The organism is Flagellimonas onchidii (genome assembly GCF_004804315.1).
In the GTDB taxonomy this organism is placed as follows: Bacteria; Bacteroidota; Bacteroidia; order Flavobacteriales; family Flavobacteriaceae; genus Flagellimonas; species Flagellimonas onchidii.
In genome coordinates, this window is the sequence record NZ_SRXX01000007.1 from 71,780 (window position 1) to 91,155 (window position 19,376).

At 38.5% G+C, this 19,376-nt stretch carries 17 protein-coding genes; 11 read left to right on the forward strand and 6 right to left on the reverse strand.

Annotation, left to right across the window (positions count from 1 at the left end):
• Positions 1–25: 25 nt before the first annotated feature.
• The 3 genes from E4661_RS09155 to E4661_RS09160 are packed head-to-tail and all read right to left on the reverse strand — an operon-like array spanning position 26 to position 1,219.
• A complete protein-coding gene (locus tag E4661_RS09155; protein WP_136466534.1) occupies positions 26–718 on the reverse strand; it encodes an aspartate/glutamate racemase family protein in 693 nt (230 codons plus the stop codon).
• A 7-nt stretch (positions 719–725) separates the two neighbouring features.
• On the reverse strand, positions 726–866 hold the full coding sequence (locus E4661_RS19065; RefSeq protein WP_168796352.1) for a hypothetical protein: 141 nt from the start codon (positions 864–866) through the stop codon (positions 726–728).
• Between the two features lie 50 nt (positions 867–916).
• Positions 917–1,219 (reverse strand): ArsR/SmtB family transcription factor, encoded by a 303-nt coding sequence (locus tag E4661_RS09160; protein ID WP_136466535.1) that lies wholly within the window; start codon positions 1,217–1,219, stop codon positions 917–919.
• 153 nt (positions 1,220–1,372) lie between these two features.
• Here E4661_RS09160 and E4661_RS09165 point away from each other — a divergent pair, with 153 nt between their 5' ends.
• Positions 1,373–1,840, forward strand: a complete 468-nt coding sequence (locus E4661_RS09165; RefSeq protein ID WP_136466536.1) for a DinB family protein — start codon at positions 1,373–1,375, stop codon at positions 1,838–1,840.
• On the opposite strand, the gene E4661_RS09170 is transcribed toward E4661_RS09165, so the two are convergent.
• The gene (locus tag E4661_RS09170) at positions 1,837–2,580 is read right to left on the reverse strand and encodes a DUF3298 and DUF4163 domain-containing protein (protein WP_136466537.1); all 744 of its coding nucleotides are present in this window, start codon (positions 2,578–2,580) and stop codon (positions 1,837–1,839) included. The two genes, E4661_RS09165 and E4661_RS09170, sit on opposite strands and share 4 nt — an antisense overlap.
• Positions 2,581–2,667: 87 nt before the next feature.
• Between E4661_RS09170 and E4661_RS09175 the strand changes: the two genes are divergently transcribed.
• The 4 genes from E4661_RS09175 to E4661_RS09190 all read left to right on the forward strand — a co-directional run bounded on the left by E4661_RS09175 (position 2,668) and on the right by E4661_RS09190 (position 8,538).
• Complete coding sequence (locus E4661_RS09175; protein WP_136466538.1) at positions 2,668–3,822, forward strand: cystathionine gamma-synthase; 1,155 nt, start codon at positions 2,668–2,670, stop codon at positions 3,820–3,822.
• 133 nt (positions 3,823–3,955) lie between these two features.
• On the forward strand, positions 3,956–5,299 hold the full coding sequence (gene gdhA / locus E4661_RS09180) for an NADP-specific glutamate dehydrogenase (RefSeq protein WP_136466539.1): 1,344 nt from the start codon (positions 3,956–3,958) through the stop codon (positions 5,297–5,299).
• 103 nt (positions 5,300–5,402) lie between these two features.
• Positions 5,403–6,122, forward strand: a complete 720-nt coding sequence (gene recO / locus E4661_RS09185; protein ID WP_136466540.1) for a DNA repair protein RecO — start codon at positions 5,403–5,405, stop codon at positions 6,120–6,122.
• A 1-nt stretch (position 6,123) separates the two neighbouring features.
• Positions 6,124–8,538 (forward strand): TonB-dependent receptor, encoded by a 2,415-nt coding sequence (locus E4661_RS09190; RefSeq protein ID WP_136466791.1) that lies wholly within the window; start codon positions 6,124–6,126, stop codon positions 8,536–8,538.
• Between the two features lie 57 nt (positions 8,539–8,595).
• Here the strand turns inward: E4661_RS09190 and E4661_RS09195 are convergent, their stop codons facing one another.
• The gene (locus E4661_RS09195; RefSeq protein ID WP_136466541.1) at positions 8,596–8,925 is read right to left on the reverse strand and encodes a YtxH domain-containing protein; all 330 of its coding nucleotides are present in this window, start codon (positions 8,923–8,925) and stop codon (positions 8,596–8,598) included.
• Positions 8,926–9,107: 182 nt separating this feature from the next.
• Here E4661_RS09195 and ileS point away from each other — a divergent pair, with 182 nt between their 5' ends.
• From ileS to E4661_RS09215, 4 genes are all read left to right on the forward strand, one after another.
• Positions 9,108–12,509, forward strand: coding sequence for an isoleucine--tRNA ligase (gene ileS, locus E4661_RS09200; RefSeq protein ID WP_136466542.1), 3,402 nt, complete (start codon positions 9,108–9,110; stop codon positions 12,507–12,509).
• A gap of 3 nt (positions 12,510–12,512) precedes the next feature.
• Complete coding sequence (locus tag E4661_RS09205) at positions 12,513–12,896, forward strand: TraR/DksA family transcriptional regulator (protein ID WP_136466544.1); 384 nt, start codon at positions 12,513–12,515, stop codon at positions 12,894–12,896.
• A gap of 104 nt (positions 12,897–13,000) precedes the next feature.
• Positions 13,001–13,546 carry a DUF4097 family beta strand repeat-containing protein gene (locus E4661_RS09210; protein WP_240751444.1) on the forward strand — a complete coding sequence of 182 codons (546 nt, stop codon included), beginning with the start codon at positions 13,001–13,003 and terminating at the stop codon, positions 13,544–13,546.
• Positions 13,547–13,580: 34 nt separating this feature from the next.
• On the forward strand, positions 13,581–14,219 hold the full coding sequence (locus E4661_RS09215; protein ID WP_136466548.1) for a lipoprotein signal peptidase: 639 nt from the start codon (positions 13,581–13,583) through the stop codon (positions 14,217–14,219).
• Here the strand turns inward: E4661_RS09215 and E4661_RS09220 are convergent.
• A complete protein-coding gene (locus tag E4661_RS09220) occupies positions 14,216–14,776 on the reverse strand; it encodes a 5-formyltetrahydrofolate cyclo-ligase (RefSeq protein WP_136466550.1) in 561 nt (186 codons plus the stop codon). The two genes, E4661_RS09215 and E4661_RS09220, sit on opposite strands and share 4 nt — an antisense overlap.
• Positions 14,777–15,160: 384 nt before the next feature.
• Between E4661_RS09220 and uvrC the strand changes: the two genes are divergently transcribed.
• Positions 15,161–16,951 (forward strand): excinuclease ABC subunit UvrC, encoded by a 1,791-nt coding sequence (gene uvrC, locus E4661_RS09225; protein ID WP_136466793.1) that lies wholly within the window; start codon positions 15,161–15,163, stop codon positions 16,949–16,951.
• 3 nt (positions 16,952–16,954) lie between these two features.
• Positions 16,955–19,225: a patatin-like phospholipase family protein gene (locus E4661_RS09230; protein ID WP_136466552.1), complete on the forward strand. Its 2,271-nt coding sequence runs from the start codon at positions 16,955–16,957 to the stop codon at positions 19,223–19,225.
• The last annotated feature ends 151 nt before the right edge of the window (positions 19,226–19,376 follow it).

Sequence of the window (19,376 nt, forward strand, 5' to 3'; positions counted from 1 at the left end):
AACAAACATAGAAATTGAATTTACTTTACGATAGGGCAAAATCCACAGCTTTTTGCGCATGTATTTTTGCAGTATCAAAAGTTGGAATGTCCACTTCTTCGGCAGGAATCAAAATAGGTAATTCGGTACAACCCAAAATGGCACCTTCAGCCCCTTGCTCTTTCAATTTTTTGATGATTTTAATGCAAGTTTCTTTGGCCTCTGACGTGAACACACCTTGAACCAGTTGATTGTAGATAATATCTTGTAGAACATCCATGTCCTCATCATTGGGAACCAAAATCTCCAGCCCGAACTGATCTTCCAGTATTTTCGTGTAGAAATCTTTTTCCATGGTGAATTTGGTGCCTAATAGTGCCACTTTTTTCAATCCTTTTTGTTGAATGGCCTCTCCCGTGGCATTGACTATATGTAGAAAAGGAATGTCCACAGCATTGGTTATGGCGTCGCTGACCAAATGAATGGTATTGGTACAAAGTACCACCATATCTGCACCAGCTCTTTCCAGGTTTTTGGAGTGGGAAGCCATAGACTTTCCAATTTTGTCCCAGTCCCCTGAAAAGGAATAACGTTCAATTTCTTCAAAATCCACCGAAGAAAGAACACTTTTAGCAGAATGAGAGCCACCCAACTTTTGCCGAACCATTTCATTAATATGCTGATAATATATTTTTGAGGATTCCCAGCTCATTCCTCCTATTAAACCTATGGTTTTCATATCCTTATTATTTAATTTTTGATAATTCTTCCGCTCCTTCGATTGTAAAATTGGTCAACCATTTTGTTACGCGTTGTAAAAAAATAGTGTTGACTCTTCGAGGTGTCTCGACTTCTTCAATACAGATACAGTTGATACAATTTTCCATAATAATTCAAATTTATATTTCGCTAAATATCGATATGTTTGTTCAAAAAATTACAAATCCTGTTTTAAGCTTTCAACATAAGCTTTTATCACTTCTTCGTTCCTTCTATAATACGTCCATTTCCCATGCCGCGTAGGAATCACCAAATTGGCATTTTGCATGGAGTTCAAATAGGTTGAAATCGTAGATTGGGATAATCCGGTCTTATCTTGTATGTATCCTACACAAACACCGTCATCAAAATGGTCAATATCTTGGTGTGGCGGAAAATTTGCCTCCGGTTCTTTTAACCACTGTAAGATTTTGACCCGGGTCTGGTTTGATAATACTTTACTGATTTCAATGATATCCATGGCACAAATATATAAATATTTATATATCTAAAAAAATAGATATGATAGTTTAACAAATGCATTTTTAAATTGCCGAAAATTTATCAAGGATTTTATATCCATATTGAAAGTTTGATTCTAGTTTTGTTTTTCAATAAGATTACATTTTTTTTCATGGAAGAACTATTCGATATTACACTGCAAACAAGAAAAACATTACACGGACATTTATTGAACACACCAAAAGAGGATTTGTTCAAAATACCAAAAGGATTCAATAATAATATCTGGTGGAACATAGCTCATGTTGTTGTCACAGAGCAATTACTAGTGTACAAATTGAGTGGTGAATCCGTGAATATGCCCGAAGAAATAATTGAAAAATACAGAAAAGGGACTTTTCCAGAGGGTATTCCCAGTGATGAGGAGATAGATTTAATATCCAGCTTAATGTTCTCCCTGCCCGAACAAACTGCTAACGATTACGAAAAAGGAATTTTCAAGGATTTTAAACCCTACATGACTTCTGCAAAAATTGAACTGAAATCTGTTGAAGATGCAATTGTCTATAATACCTACCACGAAGGAATCCATTTAGGTTCGGTCTTGGCGTTAAAACGAGCTTTGAGCGCAGAGAGTTAAAGTTTTACCTTCCGTTTTAGATATTTGTTGATCTCGGCATAAGGTAAAACCAAAGTAATCGGCCCATCTGCATAGGAAGCTATCTCATATTGATTATAAATCAATACAATGCCCTTTTCTGAATACCCTACATTTTCCGGCAGATGAAAAATGTCACCTTCAAACATAAACCCAGTGGCGTTGATGTTGTCATCTTGTGGAATGTCCTCTTGAATCCGGAATTTGGTTTCGGTAAACCTTAGAAAACCTTCCAAGTCATCAAAAAGTTCCCAAGTGTCGAGCTCGGAACCTTTTCGCTTATCAAAATTTAAATAAGAAGTGGAACTGTAGCCATGTGCCCCACCAGTGAAGGAATATGCCCTGAATTCCAGCGTGAGCATATCCCTATCTTCATAAGAGATCTTGCTCTCTACGTTGGCCTCCCAACCCACAGTCTCATCAGGAAATCTAGATTTTAATTCCTTAAAACTATTGGTGAATGAATCAATAGCATTTTCCATTGTATTGATTTCCTGTTCTTCATCAAACGAGAGAAGTGATATAACCTCTTCTTCGAGCGAACTGTTAATCTGATTGGATACGATGGTTTCATCCAAAGCATGTAAAATATTTATTTCAATTTTTGGGCACTCGTCACAGGCCTTGTTGGACACATGAAGAGGCTCAAAAGTAAGTTTATCAGCATTTTCGCAACCAAGGAGGAGCACAAATACAGGGAGTAGGCAGAATGCTTTTTTCATAAGCTGAGTGTTTAGGGTCTTCAAAAATAAGACATGATTGATTACTCCAAAAGATAACGATACATTTGTATGTAGATTAAGAAAGAGATGAGCAAAAAAGATTTAAAATTCAATAGTAAGACGATTCACGGCGGACAACACCCAGACAAGGCGTATGGTGCTGTAATGCCTCCCATTTATCAAACCTCTACCTATGCCCAAACTACACCTGGCGGGCATAAAGGTTTCGAATATTCGCGTAGCGCCAACCCAACCAGAACGGCATTGGAAAATGCCTTGGCAAGCATCGAAAATGGTACTTACGGTTTGGCCTTTGCCAGTGGACTTTCGGCAATGGATGCGGTAATCAAATTATTGAATCCAGGTGATGAAGTAATCTCCACTAATGATCTTTATGGAGGAAGTTATCGGTTGTTCAAACAGGTTTTTGAGAAATATGGAATCGTCTTTCACTTTGTTGGAATGCAAAGCACAGAGGCCATAGAAAAACTGGTTAATGACAAAACTAAGCTCATTTGGGTAGAGACACCTACAAACCCAATGATGAATGTGATTGACATAAAAGCCGTATCCAGTTTGGCCAAGAAACATCAGTTGTTGTTGGCTGTTGATAATACTTTTGCCACTCCTTATTTACAACGCCCATTGGATCTAGGTGCCGACATCGTAATGCATTCAGCTACCAAATATTTGGGCGGACATAGTGATGTTGTTGTTGGAGCGCTTGTGGTCAAGGACAAAGAGATAGCGGATAAATTATACTTTATTCAAAACGCCAGTGGAGCTGTTTGTGGCCCCATGGATAGCTTTTTGACCTTACGAGGAATCAAGACACTTCATGTGCGTATGCAACGGCATTGCGAGAATGGAGAGGCCATTGCCAAATATTTGAATAATCACCCAAAGATTGAAAAAGTATATTGGCCAGGATTTGAAGATCATCCGAATCATGATGTGGCCAAAAACCAAATGGATGGTTTTGGAGGAATGATATCCTTTGTTCCCAAAGGGAGCAGTTATGATGACGCCATCAAAATTGTTGAAAAGCTTGAAGTTTTTACACTTGCAGAATCTTTAGGTGGAGTGGAGAGCTTGGCAGGTCACCCAGCTAGTATGACGCACGCAAGTATTCCCAAAGAAGAACGCGAAAAAAGTGGAGTGGTCGATTCCCTTATTCGACTTAGTGTAGGAATTGAAGATGTTGATGATTTGATTGCCGACCTTGAGCAGGCCATCGGATAATTGTTTTTTGAAAAATTTTTAAAAAACAAGGGTTGAAATTATGTAAATAATATAATTTTGCCGTCTAATTCATAATTCAACAAAATTGGCCCCTATTGGAAAACGAAGGGGTGTTAAACCACTAATCCGTTTTATGGAAGCAAAAATCAAAGTATTTATGGATGAGATCATTGCCAGAAATGGCCATGAACCAGAGTTCATCCAAGCGGTACAGGAAGTAGCAGAAACCGTTATTCCGTACATTGTAAAAAATGATATCTATCACGGGAAAAACATTCTTTTGAGAATGGTGGAGCCAGAACGATTGCTATCATTTCGCGTAGCATGGGTAGATGACTCAGGAGAGATTCATGTGAACCGAGGATATCGTATACAAATGAATTCCGCTATCGGACCCTATAAAGGAGGTCTTCGTTTTCACCCAACAGTGAATGCCAGTGTATTGAAATTTTTGGCATTTGAACAAGTATTCAAAAATAGTTTGACAACCTTACCCATGGGTGGCGGAAAAGGTGGTTCCGATTTTGACCCCAAAGGAAAGTCAGATGATGAGGTAATGCGCTTTTGCCATGCCTTTATGACGGAATTGTGCCGACATATTGGTCCAAACACTGATGTTCCCGCAGGAGATATAGGCGTAGGTTCTCGTGAAATTGGCTTCCTTTTCGGGATGTACAAAAAGATTAGAAACGAGTTTACCGGGGTGTTGACAGGAAAAGGTCGTTCCTGGGGAGGCTCATTGATTCGACCAGAAGCAACTGGCTATGGAACCGTTTATTTTGCGGATAGCATGCTAAAGACCAATAATGATTCTTTTGAAGGTAAGAATGTGGTGATTTCCGGTTCTGGAAACGTGGCCCAATATGCTGCTGAAAAAGTCATGCATTTGGGAGGAAAAGTATTGACGCTTTCCGATTCAGGAGGGTATATTTATGACAAGGACGGTATCGATGAAGAGAAACTGGCATTTGTCATGGACCTCAAGAACAACAAAAGAGGAAGAGTTTCCGAATATGTGGACAAATACCCTTCTGCTGAATATCATAAGGGAAAAACACCTTGGGAAGTTGCCTGCGATGTTGCCTTACCATGTGCCACACAGAATGAGCTTAATGGTGATAATGCCGCTACATTGATTAAGAACGGCTGTATAGCTGTGGCTGAAGGCGCAAATATGCCTTCAACTCCTGAGGCTATCCATGCGTTCCATGATGCTAAAATATTGTTCGCACCTGGTAAAGCATCCAATGCAGGTGGTGTTGCCACTTCAGGATTGGAAATGTCCCAGAACTCGCTCCGCATTAGTTGGACAAGAGAGGAAGTTGATGAAAGATTAAAGGGTATTATGGAAGATATCCATGATTCCTGTATCGAATATGGAAAAGAAGAAGATGGTTATTGCAACTATGTTAAAGGAGCGAATATCGCTGGCTTTGTAAAGGTTGCCGATGCCATGTTGGCACAGGGAGTTATTTAAACCTTGTCCAAATATTCAAGTTATAAAGTGGACGATTGAATTACAATCGTCCACTTTTTTTATCTTCAGCGATAAGAGGTCCAAGAATTATAAACTTTAGAAAATGCAGGTTACCACTAAGGCGATTATATTTTCATCTTTAAAATATGGAGACACAAGCCTTATTGTAAAAGCGTTTACGGAATCGGATGGATTAAAATCATACTTGCTCAAGGGAGTGCTTTCTTCTAAAAAAGGAAAACTAAAAGCCGCTTATTTTTTGCCTTTGATGCAATTAGAAATTGTTGCTGTGCATAAAAACAAAGGAACCTTGGAAAGCATTAGGGAAGCAAAAGTGACGGTTCCTTATAAAACAGTCCATACAGACATCGTAAAGAACAGTATAGTGCTTTTTTTGGCAGAGATGTTGGGGAATAGCATTCAAGAAGGGGAACAGGACGAAGCTTTGTTCAATTATCTGGAGTATGCTTTGTGTTGCCTGGATGAGTTTGAGTCAAACCCAAACTTCCACACCCTCTTTTTGCTCAATTTGACTAAGTATTTGGGCTTCTATCCAGATGCATCCTTTCAAGACGAACCTTATTTTGACTTGTTGGAAGGAAGTTTTTGCAAGAAACCGTCGTTAAACCCATTGATTCAAGGCGAAAATTTAGAGTGTTTTAAGAAGCTTTTGGGCATAAATTTTGATGCATTTCCAACAGTACGAATGAACAAGCTCCAAAGACAAGAACTCCTAAAGAATGTTATTCTGTATTTTGAACTACATTTGCACGGATTCAGAAAACCCAAGTCCTTGGCGGTTTTAAACGCAGTTTTTGAGTAGTATGCGAACCATTGGTTTTGTCTTCTTTTTTTTGTTGACATATGTAACGACACAGGCACAGGAAATCATAGTGTTGGATGCCGATACAGGTACGCCAATTGCGAATATGGCCATTTACAATAAGGACAAATCCAGAACTGCCGTCACTGATATTGAAGGGAAAAGCGAATTGGATATTTTTTCCAGAAATGAACGAATTACCCTCCATCACATCAGTTATGAAATATATAGTACAACAAAAGCCCAGATAGGACGAAAAGGTAACCGTGTATATCTTGATCTTAAGCCCGAAGAACTGCAAGAGGTGGTAATGTCGGTTTCCAAATGGGAGCAGCAGAAAAAAGATATTCCTCAAAAAATCGAGTCCATAGACGCTAGGGCGATTACATTTTCTACCCCTCAAACTTCTGCAGATGTATTACAGAACAGCGGAAAAGTGTTTATGCAAAAAAGTCAGTTGGGAGGAGGAAGCCCAATGATCAGAGGCTTTGCAACAAACAGATTATTGCTCTCTGTAGATGGAGTTCGAATGAACAATGCCATTTTCAGGGGAGGAAACATTCAAAATGTAATTTCCATAGATCCTTTTACCATAAAAAATACAGAAGTGATTTTTGGCCCAGGGTCAGTTATTTATGGGAGTGATGCCATAGGAGGTGTGATGAATTTTTTCACCCAAAAACCACGTTTTTCTTTTACGGACAGCCTTACCTTTTCGGGAAATGTAAATTATCGGTTTGCTTCTGCCAATAAAGAAAACACTACTCATATTGATTTTAATCTTGGTCAACAGAAATGGGCGTCTTATACGAGCTTCAGTTACAACGACTTTGATGATTTGATTATGGGGGAAAACGGCCCCGATTCGTATTTGCGAAACAATTACGTTATTAGGGAAAATGGGACAGATGTTTTGGTGGAAAACGAAGATTTGAGAAAACAAGTAATCTCTGGGTATGATCAAATCAATTTTCTTCAGAAGTTTACGTATCGGCCCAATACCACTTGGAACTATGATTTAGGGCTGTATTATTCCGAGACTTCAGATTATTCAAGATACGACAGATTGATTCGTCCAAATAGCTCAGGCGATGGACTTCGTTCGGCCGAATGGTTTTACGGCCCCCAAAAATGGTTCATGGGGAATTTTCAGGTAATCAAGCAGGGGAAGAATAAATTCTATGACGGTGTAAAACTAACCACGGCCTACCAACATTTTGAAGAAAGCCGAAACGATAGAAGGTTTCAAGACCCAAACCGTTTCACAACTATTGAAAAAGTTGATGCTCTTTCGATAAATCTTGATTTTGAGAACAAAAAAATAGGTGATTTACGACTTTACTATGGAGCAGAGTACATTTTTAACAAGGTAAATTCTGAGGGCCTTCAAACCAATATAGAAACCAATACCGTGACCGAAGCAGCTTCGCGATATCCGGATGGAGCCACTTGGCAAACCTTTGCGGGATATATTAATGGAGAGTATAAGTTAAAGCCGAATTTTACGCTATTATCGGGTGCTCGATATAGTCAGGTTTGGGTCGATGCCAAGTTCGATAAAACCTTTTATCCCTTCCCTTTTGACGAAGCCGACCTTATTACCGGAGCCTTTACAGGAAGCATGGGATTTAGTTGGTTCCCAAAGGCCAATTTGCAGATAACATTAAATGGTTCTACCGGATTTCGTGCGCCTAATATTGATGATATCGGGAAAATTTTTGATTCCGAACCAGGCTCGGTGGTAGTGCCAAACCCAGATTTGGAACCAGAATACGCATATAATGCCGAGATTGGAATACGAAAAAATTTTAATGATAAAGTAGTTTTAAAAGGAACAACCTTCTATACCTATTTGGTGGATGCTTTGGTACGAAGGGATTTCACCTTCAATGGTGAAAAGGAAATTTTGTACAATGGAGAACTGAGCAATGTACAGGCCATTCAAAATGCTGCAAAAGCTTATGTGTACGGTTTTGAATTTGGATTGGAAGCTTTTTTGACTGAAAACTTGTCGGTGACTTCAAACCTGACCATTACCGAAGGAACCGAAGAGGATGGAAATGGAAATGATTCTCCCGCTAGGCACGCAGCGCCCACTTTTGGCGATTTTCATATAATCTGGCAAAACCAAAAACTGAAAACAGATTTGTTTCTAAACTACAATGGGGAGATTAGCTATAAGAATTTGGCCCTTTCAGAACGGAGCAAAGACTATATTTATCACTTAGATTCTAATGGCAATCCATTTTCCCCGTCATGGTATACTTTGAACTTTAGGTCACAGTTCCAGATATCCAATGCCTTTAAGGCAAACGTAAACCTAGAAAATATTACCAACCAGCGGTACCGAACGTATTCATCTGGTATATCTGCTCCAGGAACAAATCTTATTTTGGGGTTAGGGTATAGTTTTTAAATAAAAAAGGCCTGGAACGCTCCAAGCCTTTTTAATTCTGTTAACGGAATCTGAAGTCTAATGGTCTAGTTCCTCAGCTGCTTTTTTAAGGTCATCGGCGGTTTCTTTAACCGCGTCCTTTGCATCTTCGCCCATTTCTTTGGCCTTATCCATGGCGTCCTCACCAGCTTTTTTGATACTGTCCAAGGCTTGTTCTCCGGCATCTTTCATTTCATCACCTGCCTCTTTTACCGCATCCATGGCATCATTCGCTGCATCTTTTAAATCTTCACTTGCCTCCTCAAGCGATTTTCCAGCTTCTTTGGCTTTGTCGGCTGTTTGTTTGCAAGAAGTCATTGTAGACATGGAAAAACCTAATGCAACAGCTATAATCAATACTCTTTTCATTATAAAATGGTTTAGTGTTAAAGAACACAAGTTACTGAATTTAACAGAAAGCATCATTTTTGTGATATCATATTTTTGTTAAGCAATTTGTATTCACGCAAATACCTTGTTTACAGGGGGATTATTCCATCTTAAATTTATAATTTTGCAAACTTGGAAATCTAGAAGAAGTAGCAGTATATATGAAGTTTGCGGAATATAAGGGATTGGACTTACCCACCATGTCAGAAGAGATTCTTGACTTCTGGAAAAACAACCAGATTTTTGAGAAAAGTGTCTCTACCCGGGAAGGCGGGGAAAGCTACGTATTTTATGAAGGACCACCTTCTGCCAATGGCATGCCTGGAATACACCATGTAATGGCGCGTACCATAAAAGATATTTTTCCTAGGTACAAGACCATGAAAGGATACCAGGTAAAGCGTAAGGCTGGATGGGATACCCATGGATTGCCTATTGAAATTGGTGTTGAAAAGGAACTGGGCATTACCAAGGAAGATATTGGTAAAAAGATTTCTGTTGAGGAGTACAACGCGGCTTGTAAAAAAGCGGTAATGCGTTATACAGATGTCTGGAATGAGATGACCGAAAAAGTAGGGTATTGGGTGGATATGGATGACCCTTACATCACCTACAAACCCAAATATATGGAGTCGGTTTGGTGGTTGCTTAAGCAGATTTATAATAAAGGGCTCCTATATAAAGGATACACCATACAGCCCTACTCACCAAAGGCGGGAACTGGGTTGAGCTCGCATGAGTTGAACCAACCAGGTACGTATCAAGATGTGACGGATACCACGGTTACGGCTCAGTTCAAAGCGAAAAAGGATTCGCTTCCAGATTTTTTAAAAAATATTGAAGGAGATATCCATTTCTTGGCCTGGACGACCACTCCATGGACCTTGCCTTCAAACACAGCATTGACGGTTGGGCCCAAGATTGAGTATGTGCTTGTAAAGACCTTCAATCAATATACGTTTGAATCTATTCAAGTAGTGCTTGCGAAGCCATTGGTGGGCAAACAATTTTCAGGCAAGTTTTTTGAAGCTGAAACCGAAGAAGATTTTAATGGTTATCAACCCGGAGATAAAAAGATTCCGTATCAAGTAATCCAAAGTTTTATTGGGAAGGATTTGGTGGGAATCCAGTACGAACAATTAATCGACTATGTTCAGCCGTATCAAAATCCAGAAAACGCTTTCCGAGTGATTTCTGGAGATTTCGTAACCACCGAAGACGGTACAGGTATTGTGCATACGGCACCTACTTTTGGTGCAGATGATGCCTTGGTGGCCAAACAGGCAAAGCCCGAAGTTCCTCCAATGTTGGTGTTGGATGAAAACAATAACCCTGTCCCTTTGGTGGATTTACAGGGAAGGTTCAGACCGGAAATGAAGGAATTTGGAGGCAAGTATGTCAAGAACGAATATTACGCAGATGATGAAATTCCCGAAAAATCTGTTGATGTTGAAATTGCCATCAAACTAAAAACGGAGAACAAAGCCTTTAAGGTTGAAAAGTATGTCCATAGCTATCCCAACTGCTGGCGTACGGACAAACCCATTTTATATTATCCTTTGGACTCTTGGTTTGTTAAGGTTACGGATATTAAGGATAGAATGTTCGAACTCAACCAGAGTATCAATTGGAAGCCAAAGGCTACTGGAGAGGGTCGTTTTGGTAACTGGTTGGCCAATGCGAATGACTGGAACCTTTCTCGCTCTCGATATTGGGGTATTCCATTACCTATATGGCGTACCGCCGATGGAAAGGAAGAAATGATTATAGGTTCTGTTGAAGAACTAAAATCAGAGATGGCCAAAGCAGTTGCAGCTGGAGTTCTTGAAAAGGATGTTTTCGAGGATTTTGTAGTTGGGGATATGAGCGAGGCCAATTATGATAAAATTGATTTGCACAAGAATATCGTGGATCAAATTACCTTGGTTTCTGCTTCAGGTCAGCCCATGAAACGCGAATCAGATCTTATCGATGTTTGGTTCGATAGTGGTTCCATGCCTTATGCCCAATGGCACTATCCTTTTGAAAATAAGGAACTGATAGATGGTGGTGTGGCTTTTCCGGCGAACTTTATTGCGGAAGGTGTGGATCAAACAAGAGGATGGTTCTATACTTTGCATGCTATTGCAACCATGGTTTTCGACACCATTTCATACAAAAACGTAGTTTCAAATGGGCTTGTTCTGGACAAAGAAGGAAAGAAAATGTCCAAACGTTTGGGGAATGCTGTAGATCCGTTTGAGGTGCTTCCCAAACATGGAGCAGATGCGACCAGATGGTATATGATTTCCAATGCCAACCCATGGGACAACCTGAAATTTGATATTGAAGGTGTAGTTGAGGTAAAGCGCAAGTTCTTTGGAACACTTTACAACACCTATTCCTTTATGGCACTATATGCCAATATCGATGAATTCAGCTATGCTGAAGCAGATATTCCTTTAAAGGAAAGACCGGAGATTGACCAATGGATTCTGTCCGAATTGCATTCATTGATTCAAAGAGTGGATGAGGCCTATGCCGATTATGAGGCTACAAAGGCTGCTCGAATGATTTCTGATTACGTTCAGGAAAATCTGAGCAATTGGTATGTGCGTTTGAGTAGAAGACGTTTCTGGAAAGGCGATTATCAGCAGGATAAAATTTCTGCCTATCAAACCTTATATACCTGTTTGGTAACCGTAGCAAAACTTTCCGCACCCATTGCACCGTTTTATATGGAGCGATTGTACAAAGATTTGGATGCAATCACCCAAAAAGAAGGTTTTGAAAGTGTGCATTTGGCCAAATTCCCAACTTTTGATGGGAAAATGGTCAATGAAAAACTGGAACGTAAAATGCAGCTGGCGCAAAAAGTATCCTCATTGGTATTGTCCATCCGCCAAAAGGAAAAAATAAAAGTGCGTCAACCCTTGCAGAAAATTATGATTCCTGTGTTGGACGATGCACAAAAAGAAGATATCGAGGCAGTTTCCAGTTTGATTAAATCCGAAGTGAATGTAAAGGAGATTGAATTATTGGATGATGCTTCTGGAATCTTGGTAAAACAAATAAAACCTAATTTTAAGGTTTTGGGTCCAAGATTTGGCAAGGATATGAAAGAAATTGCCGCAGTTGTAGGTCAGTTGGAGCAAGAGGATATACAAAAAATTGAGCAGCAAGGCGAATTAATGCTTCAATTGAAAAATAAAAGTATTATTTTACAGTTAACTGATGTAGAAATCAGTTCCCAAGACATCGAGGGTTGGTTGGTTGCCAGTTCAGGCTCCCTAACAGTAGCATTGGATGTTACCATCGATGAAAACCTAAAAAAAGAAGGTATTGCAAGGGAATTGGTGAACAGAATCCAGAACATAAGAAAAGAATCTGGATTTGAGGTAACTGACAAAATTGACATTAAAATTTTGAAGGATGGCTTGGTAGAAAATGCGGTTTCGAGCAATGAAGAATATATAAAAAATGAAACCTTGACCGCCGAACTGAACTTCGAAGAAAATTTAGATGAAGGTATTGCAATTACCTTTGATGACGTGAACACTAAATTGTTTATTCAAAAACATTAAAAAATGGCACAAGACTTAAAAGTAAGATATTCAGATAAAGACTTGGAGGAATTCAGAGCCTTAATAGAGGAAAAAATAGAAAAGGCCCAAAGCCATTTGGAGCTTCTAAAGAGTTCATATATGAACGATGGAAATAATGGAACCGATGACACTTCTCCAACCTTTAAGGCATTTGAAGAAGGCTCAGAAACTATGAGCAAGGAAGCCAATACCCAATTGGCCATCCGTCAAGAAAAATTCATTAGGGATTTGAAAAATGCCCTACTTCGAATAGAAAACAAAACCTATGGTATTTGCCGTGTTACCGGTAAACTTATCAATAAGGAAAGACTTAAGTTGGTTCCCCATGCTACTTTGAGCATTGAGGCAAAGAATATGCAGAAGTAAATCAAACGCCTCAGGGCGTTTTTTTGTTCATGAAGGCACTGTGGTTTTTTCTAGGATTTTTTGCGTTTGTACATCTGCAAGGTCAAAAACTTGTAAAAAAAGCTTTGATCAATACGAAAACGGAGTATATTCAGATAGATTCTGAATTTTGCTATCAAGTGAACCTTTTTACTTCCAAAACGCAAGAAGTTGTTGTTGAAGCCAGCATTGAAGGAGAGTATGCCAAGGATTTGATTATTGCCATAGAAGAGCAGGGAGCTACAATTTTAATCAGTGCTCGATTTCAACCTAACTTTACCAATCCCAACGATAAGTTAAGCGCCCACAAAGTTATTTCCATTGCTTTGGATGTTGAACTTCCAGAATATAAGGACGTATTTGTATATGGTGCCAATAGCAATGTCGATGTTACCGGAAAGTATAAAAAGCTGAAGGTGAAACTTTCCGATGGAAGATGCAGCCTTAATAATGTGGGGGAAACCATAGAGGTTATAACACAAAAGGGAGATATCGTACTAACAACACCCTCAGGTAATATTATGGCAAAAAGTACTTATGGCGAGGTGCTAAAGGAAGACATTCCGCTTGGGGATAATCAATTTACATTGAATACAATAGAGGGGAAAATCCATCTTAAGAAAACAAAATAATATCCATACTTTTGCGCAATCTCTTTTTGAAAGCATGAAATTACAGAAGTCGCTATTGATCATTGTTTTGATCCTGTTAATAGATCAGGTCAGTAAAATTTACGTAAAGACCCATTTTGAATTAGAAGAATCTGTAAAAGTTTTCTCATGGTTTTGGATTTACTTTATAGAAAACTCTGGTGCAGCTTGGGGTACCAAGTTGAATGACTTCTTACCTGTATCCGAGACTACAGGAAAATTGATATTGACCATTTTTAGACTTTTTGCAATTGCGGGCATTGGGTATTGGCTTTGGGATAATATCAAAAAACAATCAACGAAAACTTTGATTTTAGCTGTTTCACTAATTTTTGCCGGAGCACTAGGAAATATCATTGACTCTGTTTTTTATGGAATACTCTTTGATCATAGTGAACGCCAAGTTGCAACGTTATTTACTGAAAACCCCTATGGAAATATTTTTCATGGCAAAGTTGTGGATATGCTATACTTTCCTTTAATCGATACAACATGGCCAGATTGGACTCCTTTTGTTGGTGGCAATCGATTTAAATTTTTTGCCCCTATTTTTAATATAGCGGACACTGCAATTAGCACAGGAGTTGGAATATTGATTGTCTTCAATAAAAAGGCGTTTCCAAAACCTCTTCAAAAGGAAGAAGCCAAAAATTAAAATGCATATATCTTTTTAGGAGTTACACAGTAGTCGAGTTTTACATCGTTGACGTGTGTATCTAAAATAGTTTCTTCAGCTTCAAAAAGAGACAGACCTATTTTTACGGTCTCTTTTTTGCATTTACCTAAAAAAGCGTCATAATAACCCTTACCGTAACCAACACGATTGCCTAGCTTATCGAAAGCCAGTAATGGCAAAAAGACAACATCAATTTTTTCTTCAGGAACTTGGAGTCCATCTACTGGTTCGGGAATGTGCCATTTGTTTTTTATGAGAACAGTATTGTCCGTAAGCAGATAATTCTCCATGGTGTGCTCCCCACTTACTTTTGGAACAACTACATTTTTGTCTTTCCCTTGAAGAATCGTTATTAGGGGGAGGGTGTCGATTTCTTTGTTTTCTTCGATACTAAGGAAAACATGGAAACAAAAAAAATCCCAAATAGGGATTTGAAGTACATGATTCGCTAAATCAATACTCAAATCTGAAATGTAGGAACTTTCAAGTTCTAATCTCAGATTTTTGTATTTTTTTCTTAGTTCATGTTTCAACATTTAAATGTTGAAATTTTTTGGGGTTGCTTTGGGAAACTGCTTACTCTCTTGTTGAAACGGAGAAAAAAATCTTGAAGAAAAGCATCAAGATTAAATACATTCCCAAAACGATAATATAGTTCTCCATAGAATTGTATTTATACGGTTAAAAATAAGTAAAAGAATTGGAAATTTTACTATGAAATGCATTTTTAATCGACGAAAAGCACAAATTTGGCAGCAGTTTAACAAAAAAGGCAGTTTTTGAAACTTTTTTTAAGGAAGTATTCAAATATCAAACCATAGTTTGCATCGATCAAAGCAATGACAGCACAGGTCAATTTTAACAAAAAAACAGTATTATTAAGGTATACCTTTGTAAAAGCTTCAATTTTTGGAAAATATATGCCCAATATTCCTTCGATTAGTGTTCAAATAAGTGTATTGCCAGACAATCCTGGCGTATATCAATTTTATGATGAAAAGGGTAAAATTCTTTATGTGGGCAAGGCCAAAAATTTAAAAAAACGTGTTTCCTCTTATTTTAATAAAAAACAGGAATATGGTAAGACCAGGGTACTCATAAAAAAAATACGAAGTGTAAGGCACATAGTTGTGCCCACCGAGTCAGATGCACTTTTGTTGGAGAACAACTTGATTAAAAAATTCCAGCCACGCTACAATGTGTTATTAAGAGATGATAAGTCTTACCCATGGATTTGTATCAAAAATGAGCTTTTTCCTCGCATATTCATGACCAGAAATGTCATAAAGGACGGCTCAGAATATTTTGGCCCATATACTAGTGTGAAGACGGTAAAGACGTTGCTTGAATTAATAAAGAATGTTCATCCCCTTCGTACATGTAAACATAAACTTACCAAAGAAAAAATTGAAGCTGGAAAGTTTAAGTTTTCGTTGGAATACCATTTGGGTTTTTGTCAAGGTGCTTGTCAGGGTTTGATAAATGAGGAAGATTACAAGGAAAGAATCGATAAGGTCAAGGAGATTATCAAAGGAAATTTTAAAAGTTCACTAATCTATTTTAAACAACAGATGCAAGCTTTGGCCGATGATATGGAATTTGAAAAGGCCCAACATGTCAAAGAAAAGATTGAAATTCTTGAGAATTATCAAGCCAAATCCACTATAGTAAATCCGAAAATCAATAATGTGGATGTATTCACCATAATTTCTGACGAAACTCACGCATACGTCAATTTCTTGCAGCTCGCCCATGGTTCCATTATACGGTCGCATACTTTGGAGATGAAAAAGAAACTAAAAGAAACCGATGAGGAGTTATTGCCCTTGGCCATCACCGAAATACGACAGCGGTTCGCTTCACAATCCAAAGAAATTTATCTGCCATTTCCGGTTGCTGTGGAAGAAGGGCTTAAAATCACCTTGCCCAAATTGGGAGATAAAAAACGTATTCTGGAACTTTCTGAACGCAATGCCAGATTTTATAGGCAGGATCGTTTTAAACAGATTAAGATAACCGACCCGGACAGGCATACCAAACGCATTATGGCCCAAATGAAAGCAGATCTTAGGCTTTCGGAAGAACCCACCCATATCGAGTGTTTTGACAACTCTAATATACAAGGGAGTAACCCTGTGGCCGCTTGCGTGGTTTTTAAAAATGGAAAACCTTCAAAGAAGGATTATCGACATTTCAACATTAAAACTGTTGAGGGTCCCGATGATTTTGCCAGCATGGAAGAAGTGGTGTACAGAAGGTACAGAAGACTACTCGATGAAGATGAGTCTTTACCACAGCTTATAGTTATTGATGGAGGCAAAGGGCAACTCTCGAGTGCATTAAAAAGTTTGGATGCTTTGGAACTACGCGGGAAAATAGCCATAATTGGTATTGCGAAGCGCTTGGAGGAAATTTACTTTCCAGAAGATCCAATTCCCTTGTATTTGGACAAAAAATCGGAGAGTTTAAAGATTATCCAGCAATTACGCAACGAAGCGCATCGATTTGGAATTACCCATCACAGAAACAAAAGAAGTAAGGCGGCTATTGATTCCGAACTTGAAAATATTGAAGGTATCGGCAAAAAAACGGCAGAACAACTTTTGCAACAATTTAAATCAGTAAAACGGATTAGAGAAGCAACCATTGAGAGCCTTGCTGAATCTATAGGTATGGTCAAAGCAAAAAAAATCTATAAATCGTTCCACTAAAAAATGGGGTATAAAAAGGTAATAATTGGTAGTGTATTTATTTTGTTTGGAATGCTGTGTTGGTCCCAGACATCAAAAATCGACAACGACCTAAAGGTGGGATTGGTACTGAGTGGTGGTGGCGCCAAGGGATTGGCCCATATAGGAGTGCTTAAAATTATTGATGAAGCGGGTATAAAGATAGATTACATTGGAGGCACAAGCATGGGTGCCATTGTGGGCGCGCTATATGCTTCAGGATATTCTGGAAAAGAATTAGACTCTATTTTCAGGGTAACCGACTTTACCGAGCTCATTCAGGACAATGTCCCTCGAGGTGCTAAAACCTTTTACGAAAAAGAAGATTCCGAACGCTATGCATTAAGCTTGCCTTTTACCAATTTTAGTGTCTCCTTCCCCCAAGCGATTTCTGGAGGGCAGAATATTTATAACGAACTGGTAAGACTGCTTTTCCATGTCAAAGATGTCCAAGACTTTAAAAAACTGCCAATACCCTTTTTGTGTATTGCGACCAATGTGGAAACCGGGGAAGAAGTTTTATTAGATTCGGGCTATTTGCCAGAAGCTATTATGGCCAGCGGCACTTTTCCTTCTTTGTTTGAGCCGGGCGAGATAGAAGGAGAGATTTTGATTGATGGAGGTGTCGTCAACAACTATCCGATAAATGAAGTAAGAGCTTTGGGAGCTAACCTCATTATAGGTGTAGATGTACAGCATGGATTGTCTACGCGAGAGTCCCTTTCCTCTGCAACCGAGATACTATTGCAGATAAACAATTATAGAACGGTCAATGACATGAAGAAAAAAGTTGAAAAAACCGACATTTACGTTAGACCTGATATTGATGACTTTTCTGTGATTGATTTTGATCGTAGCAATGAGATTATGGACAGTGGTAGCGATGCGGCTTTGAAAACCAACTCAAAGCTTGAAGAGGTAGCCCAACGACAAAATCAACTTCCTAAAACAAAGAAAAATATAAAACCTCTTGACAGTTTGACTATTAATCGATTGGTCATAAAGGGGAATGACGCTTACACACGAGGCTACATTAAAGGGAAGCTACGATTTAATCTAGCAGAGAAAATCTCGTTCGACCAACTCAAGCAAGGAATAAACAACCTTTCCGCCACAGGAAATTTCAAGGCTATTCGATACGAATTGGTATCCAACGGATTGGGTACAGACCTTGTCTTGAAGTTACAAGAGAATCCCACCAAGATGTTCTTAAAAATGGCAGCGCATTACGATGACCTTTACAAAAGTTCCGCACTGATAAATTTGACCAAAAAGAATTTTTTGATGAAAGATGATGTGGCTTCGTTCGATTTTATTCTGGGAGATAATATACGATATAACATGCAGTATTATCTTGATAAAGGCTTCTATTGGAGTTTTGGTGTTAATTCAAGGTTTACCCATTTCGATGAAGACATAGATTTTGGCCTTATTCAGTCAAATTTTGAAGTGCCTAACGACCCAAACATCAGAGAAATTAGTCTCGATGTAACTGATTTGACCAATCAGATATACCTTCAAACAGTGTTACGCGAAGAATTTGCATTCACAGTTGGTGCAGAACATAAGCTTTTACGATATAGCACAAGAACCCTCAATCAGTTCAATGACGAAATTGAAAATGAACTACCCGTAGCCACTAGTGATAGGACCTTTTTTGATGATTCCAACTATTACAGTGCCTATGGAAAAATAACACTGGACACATATAATGATAAGTACTTCCCGACCAAGGGCCTATTTTTCGACAGTGATTTTCACCTATACCTATTTTCTTCCGATTTTAATGACAACTTCAAGGAATTTTCAATTGGAAAAGCTAAGCTGGGGTCGGCTTTTTCGATATTGAACAATTTAACATTTAATATTGAGGCCGAAGGAGGTTTTAAACTAGGAACGTCCGGGGTGACTTCATTCGATTTTGTTTTGGGTGGATTTGGAAATGATTTTGTGAACAATTTCATTCCATTTATGGGGTATGACTTTTTAAAGTTAGCCGGAAATAGTTTTGTTAAGGCTTATAGTAGATTGGACTATGAGTTTGCGGAAAAGAATCATTTCCTGTTTTCTGCAAATTTTGCTAATGTGGATGATGATTTGTTTAGAACCGGAGATTGGTTTTCAGAACCAAGTTTTTCCGGCTATGGAATAGGATACGGACTAGAATCTTTTTTGGGTCCAGTGCAAATATATTATTCATGGTCCCCGGAAAGTGACGAGGGTAATATTTTCTTTAGTGTCGGATATTGGTTTTAGTGTCTTTTGAAAACTGTAAAATAACCTCAGTTTTTGTAGGGGAAATATGGAATAAAGCTCACCCAAAACCCCCAACATCTCTTAATTAAATGCCAAATATTCGGTTTTTGGTAAAAAGATAGTTAAAGTACGTTAAAACTTACATACACTA